This is a genomic window from Pseudoalteromonas sp. Z9A5 (assembly GCF_011378875.1).
GTDB lineage: Bacteria > Pseudomonadota > Gammaproteobacteria > Enterobacterales > Alteromonadaceae > Pseudoalteromonas.
Genome location: NZ_WTLC01000016.1, coordinates 1 through 21,673, shown reverse-complemented (window position 1 = coordinate 21,673; position 21,673 = coordinate 1). Strand labels below are relative to the sequence as shown.

Sequence of the window (21,673 nt, the reverse complement as noted above, 5' to 3'; positions counted from 1 at the left end):
GAAGTCATTTTGATACTCCGTTATATAAACTAGCGGCTATGAAGTCATAAGGGCATGTTGATCTTTGTGGATTGAAATTTTTTCAATCTAGGAGCCGATTTAATCGCTGCCCGAGATTTGTAGTCTAGTGGGCTACCGAGCAAAACCTCCGCATCCAGCTCACGCCCCTTACCATCATCCATGTAGGTAAGAAAGAGTAAATCGCCCTAGTTTATATAAATTTCAGTTATAAAAAACTACTCTTTATTTATTACATTAAATGCATGAACACTCAATATCACTGAACGAGCTTTACACGCATTGAAACTGATGCGCTACGCCCTAAATTATCAACCACTCTTACGTCAAATTCGCCTACTTGCGGGTGCCAGAAAAAAGGCGTATCTCGCTCTACTTTACCAACAAAGCTGTTATCTACAAACCAATATAAAATACGTGAATCTGTATCTGTGATTGCGCTAAAAGGCAGGCCTTCTTGCTTCAATTTACTGGCTCTTATCGTGTAGCTAATTAAATTACTCGGGGATGTAATACTCGGTGCTGAGCCTCGTGTACTCGTGTCATTAATTAAGCATGAATCTAAATAAGGTGGAGGCTGGCGTTTAACAATACCTGCTTGTTTAAATAATCTGACTAAGTCAGATGGCCAAAATTCATAAACTGCCTTTGTAGTTGTAGATTCAACATACTGACAAGCACGTAATCCCGATACTTTATCAATATAAATTTCACGATGTACATCGGACACTTTAATTGGCGACTTACCTGGAATAAAAAGCCCTTTTTCTGTTTTAGGGCAATGCACATTAGGTAAATCACCTGTTGTTGAACAAATATCTACTTCTGTAATATTTAAACCACCTGGTTTTATATTGCCTTTGATTAAGCCGTAACTATCTAATGAACGTATTATTTCAAAAAATAAAGGCGCGGCTGCTTGTCGCCCAATAAAAGATGGGTGCCCTTCTCCTGAGAAATTACCCACCCATGTAGCTAAAACATACGGACCAACAATACCTACTGACCATGCATCGCGAAAAGCAAATGAAGTACCTGTTTTCCAATATACAGGGTATGCCTGCCTTCTTTCTTTTTGAAATGAGATCTCATCAACTGCACTGTTTTTACTTAGCATTTGTAAAGTCAGGTAGGCTGCCTCTGGGCTGATGAGTTGTTTGATATGTTTGTTTGGGCTGTTTGGGTTGTTTTGGTTAATAGCAGCGGCGTCTTTTTTTAATATAACTTCATCCTTATACACTCCTAAATTAGCTAACATAGCGTATAACTTAACGAGCTCTAGCATCGTTACTTCACTGCCGCCCAGCGCAAGCGCTAAACCATAAAACTCTTTAGGCTGAAGCTTTTTAACATCGGCTGCAACGAGTAAATCGTATAACCCCACTTTTTGTAAGCGATACATCAAATTAACGGCAGGCACATTACGGCTCAACACGAGCGATTCAGTGGCTGATATAGGGCCTAAAAACTGCTGATCGTAGTTCTCTGGTGTATATCCTCCAAAGCGTTTTGGGGCATCTTTTACGAGCGTTAATGGATGAATTAACCCTTCATCTATCGCCAGAGCATAAATGAATGGTTTAAGGGTTGAACCTGGCGACCGTTTAGCCCTTACACCATTTACTTGACCGCTAATGTCATTATTAAAAAAATCCACAGAGCCTAATTCAGCAACGACTTCCATGGTTTTATAATTTAGTAAAATAGCAGACGTATTACTGAGCCCGTCTCTTTGCCTACGATTAATATAATTTTTTGCATGGCGTTGAAGTAAGTTTTGTAAATTAAGGTCTATCGACGTTTTATATTCTCCCGGCTTTAAGTGCGGGTATTCGCTTTGTAAATTATTAATAAAATGTGGGGCTTCAAAAGGCAAGTCTGAAGAGGCATATACCTTTATCGGTAATTGCATAGCTGCTAGCCAATGTTTATCGTCTGGGTATTTTTCAAGCCAACGAGTAAACAGTTTTTTTCTTGTTTCTAGCAATATCAATTTAGCCGATTTTTTAATGGGATTTCGTTTGGTTGGGTTTTGCGGAATTAAGCTAAGTAATAATGACTCAGGTAAATTAAGATCAATGGCTGGTTTCTTAAAGTAAATTAAACTGGCTGCACCAACACCTTCAATATTTGATCCATAAGGCGCTAAGTTAAAATACGCCTCAAGTATTTGGTTTTTACTGTAGTGTCGCTCAATTTGTAACGCTCGAAATATTTGTTCGACCTTTCCAAAAATAACATGCGTGTTCATCCCAAAGTGTAACCGGGCTACTTGCATAGTTATTGTTGAGGCACCGACTCGGTGACTTCTTTTAATATAACTAGTATAAAACGCATTTATTAAAGCAATAAAATCGACACCAACATGCTCATAAAAGTCTTGGTCTTCATACAATAAAGTCGCTTGTTGAACGCTCAAAGGGATTTTATCTATTGGCGTCCATAATCTATATCTATCGTCTGCGGCTAAATTTAAACGAAGTAATTTACCACTGCTATCGTAAAAAGCCGTTGAGTAAGCATTAGGCTGAGTGATATCAGGCTTTGGAGTAAATAAATACAACAGCACTGCAAGCAGTGCTGTTGTAAAAAAAGCCGTTTTTATTATAAAACTAAACTTTTTATTTAGCGGCGGTAACATCAAAACGATCCGATTTTGAGTGCGCTTTAATACTTAAATCATACATAGATTCAGCATAAGCCGATGGCACTACAAAGCTGCCAGATGCAGTAGCCTTAACTTTGTAAGTAAGCTCAGTCATGCTATCGCCAAAGCTGCCATACAATATAACGCGATCCTCTCGTATATCTTTATAATCAGAGGTCCAGCGATTATAACTATTGCGAACGCTGTCTCTGAGTACTTCAAACCCACCAGGTAGTAAATCAATAACAGCAACATCCGAAATATTTTTACCCGTTGTACTACGCACTCGTAATACAACGTTTAGTTCTTGACCTTGAACAGCGGTGGTTATCACATTACCTTTATCGTCTTGGTATTCTCTGACAACTTCTAAACCATTACTTAATGACTTTTGTGGCACGTTTGTATCAAAACCAGCTTGGCTCATCATGTAAAATGAGCGAGGTGGCGCTAATACATCAAGCGTTTTAACGTCATTTAAAAACGAGGCTTTAGGATAAGGTGTATAGGTTACGTCTAATGCCTTTTTTTCTGCCATTGTCGTTGTTGCCATTATTTTTACATCTTCAGGCTGGGCTTGTGATAACGCAACTTTTGAGTATGCCGTCATAGCAAGTACAGACCAAGCAGACGACAACGTGTTGTAGTCTCCTTTAAAAATAGGGTCAACGACATTAAACAAATCATCTTTAGTTAACTGCTTTAAGCGAGCAGGAAAATGTTTTGATAACAAATAAATATACTGTCCGTCGTGAGCTAAACGTGAGTCGTAAGCGCCCCAATTATCGTGTTGCGTATTTTGCCCAATTTTATAGCTATTGATCAGTGCTTGCGCTTTATCGCTTGCACGTAATAGCTGGTAAGTTGCGCCCATAAACGCGGACGTTATATCTTGTTGCCATACTTTGCTATTACTCGCATTTACGCTTTTTTCTAAATCAGATAAGTAATTAGTTGTCACCTCACCTTGTCGTGTTAGCAAATAAATAGCATAAGCGCGGTTTCTGTCATTCGTCTCTAAAGATCCGCTCGCTATACTACGCACACCTTCAAAACCACTGTTCCACATATCATAAGGTATTGCTACGCCCGCTTCTTTTGCATCTAATAAAAAATGCATAACATAAAGAGAAGAATAAATAGATGCACTAGAATTGCCCGGCCATAACATAAATCTGCCATCAGGTAATTGACGTTGACGAAGGGTGTCTATTAAGTTGTTTATACGCTCATGTTTATAAGATACATCGCCCATATAACTTGGGTGTTCTAAATAACTCAGCACCGGAAACACACTACTCACCACTTGCTCGGTACACATATGAGGAAAGTTATCTAAATAACTAATAAGACCATCAACAAGCGCTAACGGGCTTTGTGAAGCGGTAATATTATTTTGTGATAAGTTAGGATATAGCTGTCTCGAGACCGCTATTTCTTTTTTACCTGATTCACTAAAGCCACTTTCAAAGCTACTAAAAAATGCAACCGCAGGGCGCACACTTAACGTTGCCGTGCGTTGGCTAACATTGTCACCCGATAACGCAGTAAATGTAATTGATGCAGCGCCAAGCTTATCGAGCACTTTTACTCTAAACGTTAATGTGTCTTCTGAGTTTTCATCAATATTTAGCGTTAGTTTTTTATCACTTATTATTTCAATGTTGCTTGAAGCAAGCGCCTCTACCGTAATTGGCAGTTGTTTACCTGAATCCTCAACGCCATTGGCAATACCAAGTACAATATCAAACTCATCGCCAGGTGCCGCTGTCGTTAATACATTGGGGCTTAATACAAAAGGCCCTTTTACTAGTGTTGTACTTTCTTTAACACCAACACCCTCGTCATTTACGGCAATCGCGATTACACGTACCTGACCTGCAAAAGTATCTGGAATAGTGAACGTATGCTTTTTCGTTTTAGCATCAGCCGATAAAATACCAGACCAAAATGCGACTGGTTTTTGTACCTTACGAGAAAACGGGTTAAGTTGCTTGCTCTTGCGGTTCAATGCCATTGATTCAGCATAACCACCACCGGCAGCTGCAAGCTCTTGCACTAGTTTAAATTCAGGTAAAATAAGATCAACAATTTGCATAGTGCTAACTTCTAAAGCACGTTTTTGTAAGAAGTGATTTAACGGCTTTGGCGTCCGATAATTCGCCACTTGTAAAATGCCTTCATCTACAGCAAATAACAGAACACGTGACGGTGATTTAGCACTATATGAAATGACTAAATCGTCACCTGGTTTTACTTTATCAGGTATATTTACGTCAAAATCTATTGCACGTTTACTACGATCAATCGCAAATGGTTTAACTGCGTAGCTTAGTGGGCTTGTAAATATTTCTTTCGATTCAAGGCTTCGAACAAATGAAACATTAACATACGCATTGCCTTCTATCCCTTTAGGTAGCATTATTGTTTGTATGCTACTTGTTGTTTTACTCTCAAACCATTTAAAAGCGTGTACTTTATTGGTTTCAATTGTAATTAAACCCGAGCCAACATAAGGCGCTACAATACTTATTTCAATTGTTTCGCCAGGTTTGTAATCCGGTTTATTTAATTGCACTTGCAGTTCAGCATTTTTTTCAAGCTTACCCGCTATGTTACCCGTACCGGTTACCGTAAACGATACTCTACTGACGGTATTTCCTTCGCCGTCAACGAGTTCTACTAAGTAATCACCTGGCTCAGCTGTGGGTAATTCGTAGTCTGCGCCATCTTCTTTAATGTAAAACGGATTGCTTGATACCTGTTTGTTTTTTCTAACCGATTGGTACTTATAAGTGCCGTTATTTTGTTGCACCAACGTAGACACATATTGTTGTTCTATTAAATTTATCGATAAGTCATCACGCGCAACTTGCTCAGTTTCTGAATTAATATTAATAAATTTTACAACACGTTTTGACTCTTTTGATATGTAGCTTAAATCGCCATCGGCTTTATAACCAACTAACTGCTCAACGGGTGAAACAAGCACCGAGCTGCTTGCACGAACACTTTTACCACCGCCTTCTTCATACCCTTGTACTGCAAAATTTAACTGATAAGTACCTGCCTCATAGCGGGTTAAGTCAATATCAAACTCTGCTTTGCCTTGTTCATCAGTTTTGGTTTCGGTTAATGATTCATTACTGTGTCTAATATTTTTCCCTTCACTGTGGGGATCTGAAAACACATAATCTTTGTATTCATTAAAGTAAAAACCAGCTGGCGATAAACGTAAATCAGCGGTAACACGTCTATTTTGAGCAGGTGTACCAAATAAGTTTTGAAGGCTCACCAATGCTTTAAATTTTGAGCTGTTTACCCACCCCTTAGCAGATGACTGAGAAAATTGACTGCTAATTTTCAATCTATCAGGCACAAACTCTTCAACTTTAAACTCAGTACTGCCTAATTGATCGCGGCTATTATTATTTTTAATAAGTTGCACCGATACGTAATACGTTCCAGTGTTGGCGCTACTTTGTGTTTTAAAGTCAAAATCAAGCAATCCGTACTTATCCAAGCTCACACGTTTATTATAAACAGTTGCCCCTTTAGGATCGGTAATTATAAGTTCAAGCGGTATATCGCCCAGTTTTGCAAAGTTTTGTTGCTTAACAATCGTGGCAAGTTTAACGCTATCGCCTGGTCGATAAATTCCACGGTCAGAAAAAACAAACGCATCTATTTTATTACTTCCACTGAGCCCCGAACTTACACCCCCGGTATCAAACCGAGAGTAGTTAACCATTCGAGCATAGCGATTATAAGGAATAAAAGACATGTCATTTTTAGTTTCTACTACAAAAGCAACGGGAGTTTGGTCCTCTGTAAACCATGTTGTGTCTTCGAAAAACGCGTGCCCTTTAGAGTCGGTTTTAGTATTTAAAATAACTAATCCGTTTTTACCCAGTAAAGACACCTTGGCTTTTGCTACCGGTTTTCCTGTTTCAATAGATTGGACAAATATATCGCGAGATCCATCAGCATTGTTTTTTACCAAAATACCTAAATCAGTAATAAGAATAAGTCGTTTTTCTTGGGGTCCATATACGTAATTATCTTCTGTATTTAACGCTTGAGCATTTATAAAAAATAAGCCTAAACCAAGTGACTCATTATACTTACTACTCAAATCAATAGATGAATAAACCGCTTTTTTAGGATGCTGTGGTTTTAAATTAACTTGCCTGGTAAAAATTGAACTTATGTTTTCTTCTGTAAAGTAATAATTATTAAATTCTGGATTAGAAATATCACCACTGGTTTGACTTATAAGGTGGTTAATCTGATTGGCTTCTACCCTACCTACTTTAACTTGAAGTGCGTTTACACCCCGGGTCAAAAATGACAATTTATGGTCGCCATTTTTTGATAATATAGACCCCTTAGACATAATATTTACTTGTGTCGGATAAGCCGGCGTATCTAAAATAGTGTCGTATTTATTCACCATCGTAAACTCACCCGTCGACTTTAATCCTTTATCAATCGCGATATAAACTTGCTGATTTTGTGGGGCATCAAACGTAAAACTGTGTAACTTAGTTGTATCTTGCGCAGTAGGAATCGCATGTAACTTAACTTTTTGAGATTGTTTAAGCACTGCATCAGTTATCTCTCGTGGGCTACTGAAGTACTTATAATTACCTTTTGAATCTTTAGTCGGTAATACGTAAGCAATAGTTTTACTAATAACATCTTGCGACGAAATATCGTCTGTGAAGTCTAAAACAAGTGTTTGTTCGGGTTCCCCTTGCGTATTTTTTACCATCAACACATTGGCCGTATTTACTCTAAAAAAGCTATTTACACTTGGGATCAACACAGCGTCTTTAATCTCTGCTGTTGTTTTAGAAGGGCCCATAACCGGCTTTACACCGCTATTAAGAACAAAATACAGATAGCTTTCGGTATCTTGAATACGTATTTGCTCTGAAGTAATGTAAATCTCTCGTTGATGCTTGTCGTAAGTAACATCAAATTTATATTGCGCGAGTTCGTTTTTGCCATCTTGCTCAAGTGATTGAGTCAGCTTTAGATTATTTTTTATAGTGCTTATATCTGTTGGGTGAGTCGCGTTTAATGTTGCAACCACCTTGTGACTTTTTTTAACGTTAGGATCTTGATAAAAAGCGAGCGAGCTTAGTGTTAGTTCAAAGTTGGGAGTTTTAAATACATGCTCATTATCACTTAGATGTATATCACTTTTAAAAATAGATGAATCAAAACGTACCTTATATTCTTGCCCTGCTGACCAATCTTGTTTTGGGATAAATTTAAGCTGGCTTTCACTATTCCAAGACCACTGTCCAATTAGCTCTGGCGTGACTTTTATACCTTTGGGGATCACTTTGCCAACAAGCGCAAGCTTTGCGACCGAGTAAGACACTGCATCCGTATTTTCTACATCATCTAAAACAGGAGCAAAATCTATATAAAGCGGTTCAGGGTTCAAAACATCAGATAAAGTGGTAACAGCAGGTGTAGAGTGAGTTACTTTGTAACTAATTGGCTGTGGTAAAGAAAGGAAAAAACAATAGCCTGCTATTATTACTACCAGCATTAGCACGGCGCTAAAAAATGCTGCTTTGCGCTCTTTAGCAAACCTAAGCACATTATTTATAGCAGTAATTAACCACTTTGGCTTGTGCCAAATAATGACACCAAATACATTTAAAATAACAAAAAACGTGGTCAGTAAAATCCACACACTGCCAACTGTTTTTTCGGTTACATTTACGTTGCCAAATAAGCTTGCAACCAAACCAAACAAGCCCGTGCCTATGGCTGAAAAAACAATACTCATAAATAAGCTCGCTATTTGGGGAGCGAGTTTACTTTGTTTAAGATTAACCTCTTTTGGGTTAGCCTCTTTTGAATCGGTTTTTGTATTCACGTTCAAATCCTTTTTCTTTATACTGCAATATCAATAAATGAGAAAACTCATATTTATAATCTGGTTATTTATATTCTTCTGGGACGAAACGGTAATGCCCCGTAATTTTAAAATCGAAAAGCATGTCGCTTTTTTCAGGTCCTCTTCCAATATTATGAACAATTAATGGATTCCCTGTGTCTTTTGCTAACTCATTCACAACCATCCCAATGTGCGGCAAATTACCTGGCAGCATCCACGTTACAATGTCACCCGTTTTATAGTCTTTCGCATTACTTGATTTAGTGAGCACTTGACCATGATTTTTAAAGTAAGCCTGTAAGTTTGGCACACGGCGGTGATCTATATTTTTATCCGGTTTGGTTAAACCCCAAATACGCTTAGAGGGATATAGCTCAAAGCTTTTTAACATGTCCTCATGCACAAGCTTTTGCAAATCAATACCTAAAAGTCGATATGATCGAATAACTACATCGGTACACACCCCTACATTAGCGGGCACATCGCCACCCGGATAAGCAATAGAGCGATAAGACCCATCGTAGGTAACGTTATGTGTTGTTCTTTCAAGTAACGCAGCCACAATATCGTCATCAAACGATGCCGCATAGGCATTTACACTAAGTAAGCTCAGTAAAAAAACAGTAAAGCGTGTCATATGCAATCCTTTGAAAATGTTAATTAACTACAACGCTTGAACCACGTGTTCAGGCACGTTTATTTTCTTGCCATTATTTGTAAAGTGCTTATCAAGACCATACGCCATGACTTCAAGTGGTGCAGCATCATAACCAACCTGCTGAATTTCGGTTATGTAACGCAACATAAAAGCCTCGGCGCCAAGTTCACTCCATTGGGCTACGTGAACAAGTTCATGAAAATGCACAGCTAAATTATCAGCCACGTAAGGAAGCATGTAGTAAGTGTTTTTGTATGTAGTACCAGCCGCATCCATGTCAATAAAATCGCCTAGCCCCATTTCACGCAAAAAAGGAAAGTTAGGTTTGGGGATTTCATCGACAACAACGTAAAAGGCATTTTTTAAAAATTCAGTAGGATAAAACCCAGCAAACTCACTGGCAAATTTTTCACAGCTAATTCTTTGGGTTTTATATTTAATATTTGTTGCATCAATCCATTGTTCTATTTGTTCGAGCATGTCCATTCTCTTAATCATCAATGTTTGTTGGCTTGACATTTCCCATTGCGATACAAGCCGATAAGTTAAATGATACCAAAACCAAGGCAAATAATCGAACTCCAAAACCTAAAAAGTGAACACATAATAGTCTCGAGTTGTAGTTCATTCCTTATTTCATAGGTATGAGCATTAACTAATTCACACGAACAATCAGTGGGTGTAAGTAACGCTAATTAATAAAAAACTTATTTTAAATCGTGTAACCATTTTACTAATTTTTGAATATGCCCGCTTGAACATAAGATTAAATGGCAAGCTTGTATGTAACCCATTGAGTGCAAAACGTTTAGTGTTTCTGTCGGTAGTTGTTGTAGTGTATCTGCGGCAATAGAATACAAGCCATTGTAGCCTTGTGTTTTGCCATTTGATTTAGTGATGTTTAGCTGCACTGCTTCAATTAAATCGTGTTTTAGTAAGGTATTGATAAAAGCGGTTGTACGTTCGCCGCCATGCATAAGCTTTATCAATTGCTCACTCACATTATTTAGATATGTGGTTGGCTCCCCTGTTTCGTTAAATAACCGTGTTCCCTCACTATTATTTACTCTTGGGTGTTGTTCGTTAATTGTAACAGCGAGATCTGTTTGCTCGGTCTTGTTAGTAAGTTTATTTCCTATTCCTAGCTTAAATGGTTGTCGCTGTAAGTGTAAAGGTACGTAAGTGGCAAGCCATATATCATTTTGTAAAAATAAGTTTTGCCCCTCATCAAAGCCAGTTAAAGCATATAGTTCAAACTGGCCAGTTTGATTGTTCTTCATAAAATAGACTGGGTAGTCTAATGCAAGTTGAGCAAGCTCATCGGCAACAACCGGAATGTAGTTTACTGCTTCGCCGTATTGTGTACCGCGTTCAGTTTTAATGCGAGTGTACTTATGTGTATTTTTATCGAGTAATACTGAGTTTGTCATAGTGTGTCGCTCTTATGTTTTAACTATATTTGCTGCATACCAAATTGATTAATTTGCGCTAATAATGCTTTATTGGTAGGTAATTTATTAAGTAATTTTTGGGTGTATTGCTGGTTGTTATTAACAAGCGCAATGGCCTTTTTAAAATAACTTTCTGAATTGCCATACAGTTCGCTTGAGCCTGTAAACCCCATGCCATACATGACATATTGATAGCTTGCTGCTGGAAACACTTCTTGTGAATGATCAAAGTGGTTATCGCTTGGTGTATGATATTCCCAAAGTGATAAGTTATCTTTTAAGCTTTGTGGAATAGTATTTTGATGACAGTGCGCTTGCCAAAATGGGCTGTCGGTTCGTTTACTCAACATATAATGCAACTTTAAAAAGTCGATTATTCGCTCCCATCGGTAACTAAATATGCGGTTAAAACGCTGCGCTGTTATATTCATTACATGCCTATTGGCCGGAAATTGCTGCGCAACAAAATTGGCTGATATTTCTACCAGTAATAAAGCAGAGGCTTCCAGTGGCTCCAAAAAACCAGCTGAGAGGCCTACTGCGACACAGTTTTTATGCCAAAATTTTTCACGATGTCCTGGTTCGAAACTAAGCTTTTTAACTTTGTATTCGCTTTGCTGATCTTTATTAATATTTAAGTAATCAAATAATTGCTGCTTAGCATCTTCATCACTAATGTGTTTACTAGAGTACACATGCCCTATTCCACGGCGTGTTTGTAATCCTATATCCCAAATCCAGCCCGATGTTTGTGCTGTAGATAAAGTATGCGAGCATATTGGTTCGTCATCTTTGTATGGCATGTGTATGGCTAGCGCACTATCAGCAAATAATACATCTTTACAAGATTTAAACCCGACCCCTAAGTTCTCACCTAGTAATAACGATTTAAAGCCACTGCAATCAATAAATAGATCCCCAGCTATCTCTATTTTATTATTAAGGCTAACGCTTTTAATATCGCCATTTGTGCAATTGTTTACACCAACGACAGTGCCTACAATGTGTTTAACATTAAGATTATCAATGCAGTGGTTTTTTAAGAATGTAGCGAATAAGCCTGCATCCAAGTGATAAGCATAATTTGCTATTGCACTAAATTCGGGTGTGGTGATTTGTTTGGGAGCTAATCCACTTTCGCATATTGATTGCTGCGCACTTACATACTGGGCAAAAGGAGGTTTTGCGTTATTAATATTAAGCCAACTGGTGGCTAAATTATTTTCAAACATATCCGTAGGTAGCTCAAGCGGGTGATAATAGTAATCATCATTTTCTCCGGTTACCCACTTAGCAAATTTAGCACCTTGCTTAAACGATACATTACATTTTTTTATAAATTCAGTTTCACGAATACCCATGTCTTTAAGGGTTCTGCGCATTGTAGGCCAAGTTCCTTCGCCAACGCCAACTGTAGGAATATCTGAGGACTCTAACAGCGTTATATTTATTTTTTTGCTGTGATGTTTTTGCAAATACGCCGCAATTATTCCTGCACTTAGCCATCCTGCAGTTCCACCGCCAACTATTACTATTGATTTAATATCATCGTTCATAGCAACCTCGTTAGTTAAAAAGCAAAACGACAGCGCTGAGCTGTCGTTTTGTATTATTTGTCAAAAACTAACTTATCATTTACCATTTAGCACTTAAGCCAATGCTAAAGCGCGGACCATATTGCTCAGCAGATACTAATTGCTCTGCAAAACGACCATGGCGGCGTGTTGTTTCATTAGTTAAATTAAGTGCATCAAAGCTAACACCCAAGGTGTCGTTAATGGTGTAATTAAAACTAAAATCTAGCTGACCGTACGCCTCTGTAAATGTAGGCTCAGTTCCCAAAGACAGTAAGAAATCATCGCGCCAGTTATAGGCTAAACGAACTTGGTAATCATCGTTTTCGTAAAAGCCGACCAAATTACCTGAGTCGCTTAGTCCTGCTAGTGCAATTGTTTGGTCAAAATCATACGGTTTAAACGATTCATCGCTATTAACTATCGTATAATTAGCAACCACGCCAAAGCCTGTATCAGGCACCATGTACTGCGCATTTAATTCCCAACCATCTACTTCACGATTTTGAAGATTATCTGGCGTTGCAATATCAAATTTAACAATCGGGTCTGACGCTTGGCTTAAACATGCTGGGTTAGGTGTATCTGAACTATCAGGACAACCAGGGCGAGGGTTAACACTTGGATCGCGCAACGGCTCGCCATTTACATCATTTAGCGTACCTTGCACTACGCCTGCACCAATGAAGTTTTCAACAAACTTTTTAAAGTAACCAACCGATGCATAGCTTCCGTCGTCTCCATACCACTCAACTGAAAAATCAAAGTTATCTGACGTAATTGGCAATAAGTTAGGGTTACCTTGCGATGCATTAAACGGTCCTTCAGGACGGGCGTTAATGGTAGTTGATGGGAACATACCACCAATACCTGCACGGGCTAAAGTACGACTATATGAAAAACGAGTTTTAAAGCCGTCATCTAAGTCGGCGCTTATATCAAAGTTTGGTAATATACGTGTATAACCACCTTCAAGCTCCTGCGGTGTTGCTGTTGCAGCAAATACAGGGCGAAGCTCTTCAGCATGACGATAGTTAAAAGCAACAACCCCAGGCTTGACTGAATAACCTGTTACATCGGTGTCTTCGTAGCGCACACCGACATTCATATCAATTGGAATATCGTTAAATTCGGTTTTAAGATCAAATGATACATATATCGCGAGCGTTTGCTCCTCAACCCCATTTGTAGAAATATTTGGCTCAATAAATAATCCTTCATCTCTGACAATATCTACAAAATCGTTGGCACTGTAACGTGGAATAAATGGAAATAGCTGATCCGAACCTGAAAACTCATCAGCAAAGTCACCTTGTTCATCAAAGGTTAGCCCTAGGTTGTCTAGGGGAATATCCACAAATGAAAACTGCTCAGAAAGATAAGTATCAATTTGGTAATCGGTATACATTACACCAAAATTAATAGCGCTGAGTGCCCCACTCTTCAAATTCTCCCATTGTCCACTTGCATGATACTGCTTAATGGTATTTTTCATTTCATAGCCACGGCGCTGATATAAATCTGACACAATATTAGCTGGGTTGTAAGCCCCACCCGCCAATGTTGAATCATCAACCCCAATACTCGGAATATCACCAGAGAAGTTAGCACTGATGGATTTAACCGAACCTGGGACATTCTTTAAATTCGCGATTGTTTCAGCTGTATCACCATCTGGGTTTGAGTGCGATGTAGAGTTATGAGCGTCAAACGTAAGTTTCAATGAATCGCTTGCTTGCCACGCTAAATTTAAGCCTAATGAATCGTTTTCTTTTTCCTCGTAAAGTTCCCACGCCCAAAAATTTAACTCATCATTTGCATTTTTAATATCGACTAAAGTGCCATTTTCATCGGCGGTGCCTGTTGGGTTATCGAACCAAAATGCCATTTTATTTGTGTTACTAATTTCTTCAAAGCGCGATAAAGTGTAATCAAGGGTAGCCGTTAAGTTGTCACTAGGAGCGTACTGTAAAACCAACTGCGCATTTTGGCGTTCTCGCTTAGTTTCAAAGCGCTCCATTTCTGGCGTCCAAGGTACCCAATAAGTACCAGTTGGATTAGCTGTTGTATCAATTGCACTGCTATCAACACCTGCAGCATTTGCTCGGTTACGCACCCAACCTTGCGATGTGCCTACGCGCTCTCGGCCACTTTCTCGCTCTGAATGCGACAGGGCAAGTAAAACACCAAACATATCATCAGCGAATGTTTGGCTAACCATTCCCGAAATTTCTGGTGTTACGTTTGATTTCTCTGAACTGGTGTCTTTAATTGCCTTTGCATTTGCAAATGCTTTAAAACCGTCAAAATCAAATGGTTTTGCTGTATTTATATTAATCGTTGCGCCAATACCGCCTGAGGCCACATTCGCTTTGCCCGTTTTATAAACGGCTACGCCCGACACACTTTCAGCCGCTATTTCTCTAAAGTTAAAGCTGCGTGAAACACCCGCCTCTTGCAATACAGAGGAGTTAGGCATTTGACGACCATTTAAGGTGACAAGGTTAAAACCTGGACCAAAACCACGGACACTAACTTGGTTGCCTTCATTGTTTGCACGGTCGATTGATACACCACTTATACGTTGCAGCGATTCAGCTAAGTTAGTATCAGGTAACTTACCAATGTCCTCTGCTGATATAGCATCAACTACGCCTGATGAATCTTGCTTTATTGAAGCAGATTTACTTAATGCGCTTCTGATACCTGTTACTTGGATAACTTCAACATCACTTTGTACAGTTGTCTCGTTTTCCTGTGCGGCATAACTTACAGGAGACGTTATCAGCATTGCTGCGCAAATCGCATTTAATTTAAATTGTGTGTTAGTCATTTTTGCACCTAAATATTGTGTTTATTACGTGTAATCGTTGACGGATTATTTACGGGATGATTATTGTCATCATAATATTGTTAACAATTAACTTTACAATAAATTAGTTTAGCTAATTAAGTCAAACAAATTGACCATTTATTTTACAGTTAGCGTTGGTTTTTTATTCGACATTGTAAGCAAGCAGTAAAGTACTGAGACTTATGCATGACTGTTGAGCGGGTTGCTCCCTACAAAAGCGCTAGTTGGTATTAGCGCTCTAATAATGAGGTTATTTTTTGGGCGGTATTTTTAAGCTCGCTAATTACACTGTGTTTATTAGCGTGAGTGTTTAGGGTTGAGTCAAAAGAAGAAATGGTCAATGCAGCTATTAAATTTGCATTAGGCCTGCCAATTAAGACACTAAAATCGTGTACTCCGGCGATAAGTGGATTGCTTTGCATTATGTGCCCTTGCACTTTGATTGTGTTTAGCTCATTTAATAATGCTTTATAGACGTCTTTACTAGCACTGTAAATTTCATCGTGTTCGATAAGCATTTGCCGCACTTCGTCATTACTGTTAGCTAAAAGCAGTTTACCCGCGCTTGAGCTACTAAGTGGAAATAAAGCCCCCTCTGCAATACTCAAATGCATAGGGCTTTTGCTACGCGCTTGCACTACCACCATAGCTTGGCTTTGATAAAGCATACTTAGATGACATGACTGTTCAATATTTACAGCTAGATCTTCCATATGTGGCAAGGCCGATTTTAGTACATTATCCATTGGTGAAATACTTCGCGATAAATTATACAACTTTAATGACAAATGATATCGACCAGAGGTTTCAGAGCGAATTAGATAACCGCGTTTTTCAAGCCCAACAAGTACTCTATAGACTTCGTTAGGTGTTTTTAAAATACCAGCCGCTATCTCACTTTGTGTACAAGGCCTTTTATTTTTTGCTAAAAATTCTAATATATCCAACCCCTTATCTAAAGCAGGAACTGCATATTTAGTTTTTGATTTATCGTTCATTTGTACTTATTTATGCCTTTTAAAATTGATAAACAATACGTTTGTTTATATATAAATTTAAAACTTTTATTTAGCTTGAAATTTTCAATAATAATTTAAAATCAATAACTTAATAAAACAAAATCCATTCATATATGAATTCTATATTTTTATATAAATTACGCTTGACCTAAATGCTTAACCGAGCAATCATTGTTAACAATATACAACTGCAAGAGAAAATGGAAATATATTTATGTCACACACTTATTTAACACCACAACAAATAGCTGATTTTCACCGTGATGGTTATATTATTGTCAAAAATTACTACAGCGCTGATGAAATTGAGCTATTACAACAAACTGCTTTTAATGACGATACACTCTATGAGCGAGCATGGGACAAAAAAGACGCCGACGGCGCTGTAAGTAAAGTCTGTTTATGGCAAAAAACAGGCGACGATTTATACAGTATGTTTTCTCGCGGTCGTCGCTTAATTGAAGTATGCGAAACACTTATTGGCGAAGAGGTGTACCACACCAGCACTAAAATTATGATGAAAGAACCATTTGTAGGTGGTGCCTGGGAATGGCACCAAGATTTTGGCTACTGGCATCGTGATAACTACATGCTTTATCCAAAATCAATTAGCTGTATGGTCGCCATTAATAAAGCGACGCAAGAAAATGGTTGCTTGCAAGTACTTAAAGGCTCACATCATTTGGGACGATTGGATCACAGTAAAACGGGTGACCAAAAAGGCGCCTGTTTAGAGTTTGTAGAAGAAGCAATGAAGTACCATGAACTTATCAATGTAGAACTTGAACCAGGTGATGTACTGTTTTTCCACTGTAATTTACTGCATAAATCAAATCAAAACCGTGCTGCAGAACCTCGTTGGTCAATGATCAGTGCTTACAATGCGATTAGCAACCAACCATTTAAAGAAAACGAAGCTGTTTATTATCCATTAAATCGCGTTAACGATGATGCTATTTTAAATTTTAAAGCAAAAGAACGCACTTAAAGTAACCTTCTAGCCTAAACCAGCTTATGCATTATAGCCCAATGCATAAGCTGGTTTTTTTATATGGAAAATTCTGTATGTTAACCTCAGAGCAAAAACACCTTATACCTCACGCTACTCCTAAAAATGACGAAGACCCGCACGGGAAAATAATTGGCCAAGGTCAATTTAAATACAAAATAGACGCCCACTGGGGGAAGTTAAACCCCAATAAATACCCTATAGAAAATTGTCATGCGATGGTGATGGACTCACAAGGGAGAATATTTATGATCACCGATAACACGACTAATAATATTTTAGTGTATAGCCAAAACGGTGAATTACTTGACGCTTTTGGAAGCTCTTTTCCTGGTGGACACGCTATAAAAATTGTAAAAGAAGGCGAGCAAGAATTTTTATACGTTGTAGATAGTGGCTGGATTGTTAATCGCCACTGGGATGGTCACAGCACAGAGCAATGGGATAGCCCTACTAACAATGTCATTCCACAGGCTGGCTTTATTTCCAAAATGACCTTAGATGGCAAACTGATTTACAGTATTGGCCATCCACAAACGTGCGGTGCTTATAAACCCGAGCAACCTTTTCGCCCTACTGATATTGCCATTGCCCCCAATGGGGACTTATATGTAACCGATGGTTATGGCAGCGACTTTTTACTGCATTATGATAAACAAGGCCGCTATATAAACCATTGGGGCGGTCACCATAATGATGACGAAAATTACAATTTACACAACACCCACGGTATTGAAGTAGACTTACGCGATCCATCAAATCCCACATTAATAGTAAGCTCTCGTTTTGAGCAATGTTTAAAAGTATTTTCGTTTGATGGTAAGTACCTTGATAGAATTAGCGCTAATGGGGCATATATTGGCGGTCCCGTGTTCAAAGGCGAACTATTTTATGCACCTGTTTGCTGGTCGCATATTGACAATAAAAATGCTGACGACTCTGGCTTTATTAGTATATTTGATAAAAATAACACGCTCATAGCTAATTTAGGAGCACCGCAACCCCAGTACAAAAATGGTGAACTACAGCCGATGCAAAGTAACGGGGACATTTTTAATCACGTGCATTGTATTTGCGTAGATCAAGACGACAACTTATATGTAGGCCAGTGGAACTCCTCTAAAACATACCCAATTAAATTAATAAAACAACCATGCTAAGTTTAACGCTCTGAGAATAGTGTTTATTTTTAATAATGAGTACCTTGTACTCATTATAAAGCATAAAACTCACAGGCTTAACAGCAAAAATACACCTAAAGCCATTCCTCGCATATTTAGTATTAGTTTATTTGTATTGTGTTAGGCAGTTGTAGCGATACAAATAAAAAACTGCGAAGCTATCATATAGATAAACCCGCAGTTTGTTTATTACTAAACCTTTATTACACGTTTTTAGCGAGTAATACGTTTACTCATTTTAAAGTTTTGTAATGTAAGTGAACTAACAGCGCCGCCAGTGTCTGGAAATGTCACTTCAATACTATTCGTTTTTGCAAGGTCGCTATAAGGTACCGGTATTTCAAGTACACCAAAGAAACGTTCGCGTCCTAACCCTCCATTAACCTGGTCGTACCCTCTAAAATCAGTAGGTACAGCGACTTTATTACCATTAACAGTAACCGTAGGTGTAAGCGACTTACCATGAGGACGACCAACACCTAAGCGTAATACTGCCTCGCCATTAGTTCCTTTATCAACGTTATTAATTGTAAAAAACTGAGTTGAGTTAGCAACAATATCTTTAACCACAGCACTTGCGTAGTGCTTAGTTTCTTGATTAATATTATTAATTATCACATTACTTTGATGACTAATTTTAATGATCATCGTTGACTCTGTGCCCAAATTAACTAAATCAGGTAATACTGTACTATCGTTATCATCAAGGACTGGTTTACCTTGAGCATCAGGATGTAAATGCTTAATGTTTACGCCAGTAACGCTATTAGAACCACCGCCTAAAACACTTAAATCAATATTGGTTGGTGAATTTTCAAGGCTGTTTAATACCAAATAAACATCTTTGCCATCAACATACGCGTCAGCTTGAATATCCATATCGCTTGCCCAGCTATCAATTCGCGTCCCTTTTATGTCAGACCATAACTGGTAAAACTTAACCATTTCTGTGTAAACCCACTGCTCGCCGGTTTCGCCTTCACCTTCTTTAGCTTGACGCAGTAAACGCCAGTAATACGGAATGGTATCGCTTATACGGCCCCACTCTGCTTTTAATGGAATAAACGGTATGGCTTTATCAATACGGTTAGGCCTTTCCATAAAGCTCATAAGCATAGAGCTCATTGCTTTTAAACATAGCCAATCACGTTGCGGTGTCCATTTAGTGCCAAAAGACCCTTGCAGTTGCGATCCATATTCCGAAATGACTATTGGTTTAATACTCCCCCACTTATAAGCCATGTATTGCTCAACCATATCAAGAGTCGCTTCCATGTTACTACCTTTACGGTATTGCTCTTGATGTTGACCACCAGGGCCGCCTGGAAAGTTTGGAAAATCGTATAAGTGCATCGAAATAAAATCCATTTTATCTCCTGCAATATCTAGAAATGCCTTGTCGCGTTGCTTCCAATTATCAAAATAGTTTGCCCCTTTTTCATAATCAGGAAATGCCACTGTAAAACCGCCTACTTTTACATCGTTCAATGCTGAATTATTATGAACTACATCTGCAACTGAGTTATGTAGCCTAAAGATGTCATATAGACTTTCTTTGTCATAACCTTTATGAGGAAAGTCGTGTAGTTCAAATAGTGGCTCGTTCATAACTTCAAGGTATGTTGGGCGCTTTTGACCTAGAGTATCTGATGCGCCAGCTTTAAAGTACTTTTGTAAAAACTGCGCCATATAATCACCAAGCGCGGTGCCTAGTGGTTCGCCGGCAGTATCAGTTTGCGAAAAAGACCAGTTTTGGTTACCAATTTTAGTACCATCTGGGTAATAAGGGTGCTGCTGTGCTGCGACAATTAAATCACTGTTACGCCCTTCATGCTTTCGCATTGCTTTAGCTTCATCTGTGGTAATATTGGAGTAATTCCATTTAACACCGCCACCATTAGTTGTAGCCGTTACCGCACTTGCATAACCTGGTTTAGCCGAATCTTCTGGTAACTGTGTTAATTGATATTTCATGCTGCCGGTATCGCGGCCAAAATATACATCATAATTTTCTAAAAAGTTCGTCATTAAATTAGGATCAGCATTAGGCGCATTTAAACTTTGAGCATTATTTCCAAACCAGTCACTTTCGGTATTAGATGAGTGCAATGTAATAAACTTACGACGATCAAAACTATCAAACTGACCCACCGCATGCTTAGTATCAATATTAAACTGTACCTTGACTGTATCGTTACTAACGTTTGCACCGCTATTTACTTGTTGCTCAACAACAAACTTACTTTGATTTGCACCACACTGCGATTTAACAACTAAATTACTACCGTCTGATGTGTTAGTTGGTTGAACACATTTACCTCCTGATACATGCTTAATAGCATTAGCCGACGTTTTAGTAAACTTCACTCGGTTATCAAAGTCACAACCCGACCACAAAACAAGTTGCTGTCCATCGACGGGGTTTGCTAAGCCGCCAGGGTGGACGCATAAACCCGACTTAACGTGCTTTATACTCCCACCAGATGTCCAGCTAAACCCTGCTGCATCACCGCTACAGTTATTGTTTAATACTACTTGAGTACCATTTACTGCATTATCAGCGGTTCTAAAACACATTTGTGAAGACGTTTGTTTAATAACAGTGCCAGCGTGTGCATTAAAAACGCTTGAAAGTAATAGCGCGCTCGAAATCGCGCAATACAATGAGCTTTTTTTCATTTTTTGTTACCTATCTTGGTGTGAAAATTAATCCTTTGTGTAAAGGCATCGAATTCACAATCAATATAATGTTAACAATTAACTGTATGCAACAATAAATTAATGATTTGTTCAAATTTCACACTTTAGTACCATAAATAGGCACGTGAATTTAAAGTTTAAATGAACAACATGAACACAATATTTATAGTTACAAATAATAGTCACTTATAACACACACGACAAAAAACAACCGTAAGCATATGTTACTAAATACTTTTTAATTTATCGGCATGAAATAAGTACAAGAATTAAATTTTTATATATGCACTTAGTTTTTTAAGAATATATTTTTTTACGACAGATTCGAATTGATATTTTAGAGGTTAAACTGTTAACAATTATTATATTTTATACTTAGACATTTAAGTAAATTGGAAGTTTTAATGAATGTAATTATTAAGATGGCTGGTCTAATTTGTTAATAAAGCAGTATTACCAAAACATTAACGAGTTTAGTTATGCACCCAGATATACAAAACAATCTTAAAATAAGACCTGCTCACATCGCCTCATTTATTGTGTTTTTATTAGGGCGTGTTGATCTTTGCGGTATAAAAAACAAACAGCATGAGGATAAGGTATAATTGAATTCGCTAAAAAACGTTACACCGAACCCTCATG

At 38.2% G+C, this 21,673-nt stretch carries 11 protein-coding genes; 2 read left to right on the top strand and 9 right to left on the bottom strand.

Features of this window, described 5'->3' with window-relative positions; genetic code table 11:
• Window positions 1-277: 277 nt before the first annotated feature.
• The 8 genes from pbpC to GQR56_RS09815 form a co-directional block, all read right to left on the bottom strand.
• Window positions 278-2,659, bottom strand: a complete 2,382-nt coding sequence (gene pbpC, locus GQR56_RS09850) for a penicillin-binding protein 1C (RefSeq protein ID WP_166110868.1) — start codon at window positions 2,657-2,659, stop codon at window positions 278-280.
• Window positions 2,640-8,564, bottom strand: coding sequence for an alpha-2-macroglobulin (locus GQR56_RS09845; RefSeq protein WP_166110865.1), 5,925 nt, complete (start codon window positions 8,562-8,564; stop codon window positions 2,640-2,642). Before GQR56_RS09845 ends, pbpC begins: the two co-directional genes overlap by 20 nt.
• A 64-nt stretch (window positions 8,565-8,628) precedes the next feature.
• Entirely contained in the window at window positions 8,629-9,222 is a 594-nt protein-coding gene (locus GQR56_RS09840) for a DUF1287 domain-containing protein (RefSeq protein ID WP_166110862.1), read from the bottom strand.
• A 27-nt stretch (window positions 9,223-9,249) separates the two neighbouring features.
• On the bottom strand, window positions 9,250-9,729 hold the full coding sequence (locus tag GQR56_RS09835; RefSeq protein ID WP_197112216.1) for a hypothetical protein: 480 nt from the start codon (window positions 9,727-9,729) through the stop codon (window positions 9,250-9,252).
• 221 nt (window positions 9,730-9,950) lie between these two features.
• Window positions 9,951-10,673: a SapC family protein gene (locus tag GQR56_RS09830; RefSeq protein WP_166110859.1), complete on the bottom strand. Its 723-nt coding sequence runs from the start codon at window positions 10,671-10,673 to the stop codon at window positions 9,951-9,953.
• 23 nt (window positions 10,674-10,696) lie between these two features.
• Complete coding sequence (locus GQR56_RS09825) at window positions 10,697-12,250, bottom strand: tryptophan halogenase family protein (protein WP_166110856.1); 1,554 nt, start codon at window positions 12,248-12,250, stop codon at window positions 10,697-10,699.
• A 79-nt stretch (window positions 12,251-12,329) separates the two neighbouring features.
• Complete coding sequence (locus tag GQR56_RS09820) at window positions 12,330-15,101, bottom strand: TonB-dependent receptor (RefSeq protein ID WP_166110853.1); 2,772 nt, start codon at window positions 15,099-15,101, stop codon at window positions 12,330-12,332.
• A 251-nt stretch (window positions 15,102-15,352) separates the two neighbouring features.
• Complete coding sequence (locus GQR56_RS09815) at window positions 15,353-16,120, bottom strand: IclR family transcriptional regulator (RefSeq protein ID WP_166110848.1); 768 nt, start codon at window positions 16,118-16,120, stop codon at window positions 15,353-15,355.
• 235 nt (window positions 16,121-16,355) lie between these two features.
• Here GQR56_RS09815 and GQR56_RS09810 point away from each other — a divergent pair, with 235 nt between their 5' ends.
• Entirely contained in the window at window positions 16,356-17,129 is a 774-nt protein-coding gene (locus GQR56_RS09810; RefSeq protein ID WP_007378079.1) for a phytanoyl-CoA dioxygenase family protein, read from the top strand.
• Window positions 17,130-17,206: 77 nt separating this feature from the next.
• Window positions 17,207-18,310: a hypothetical protein gene (locus tag GQR56_RS09805; protein WP_007586172.1), complete on the top strand. Its 1,104-nt coding sequence runs from the start codon at window positions 17,207-17,209 to the stop codon at window positions 18,308-18,310.
• A 234-nt stretch (window positions 18,311-18,544) separates the two neighbouring features.
• Here GQR56_RS09805 and GQR56_RS09800 read toward each other — a convergent pair whose 3' ends face one another.
• Entirely contained in the window at window positions 18,545-21,010 is a 2,466-nt protein-coding gene (locus GQR56_RS09800; RefSeq protein ID WP_166110845.1) for a ricin-type beta-trefoil lectin domain protein, read from the bottom strand.
• Window positions 21,011-21,673 lie beyond the last annotated feature (663 nt).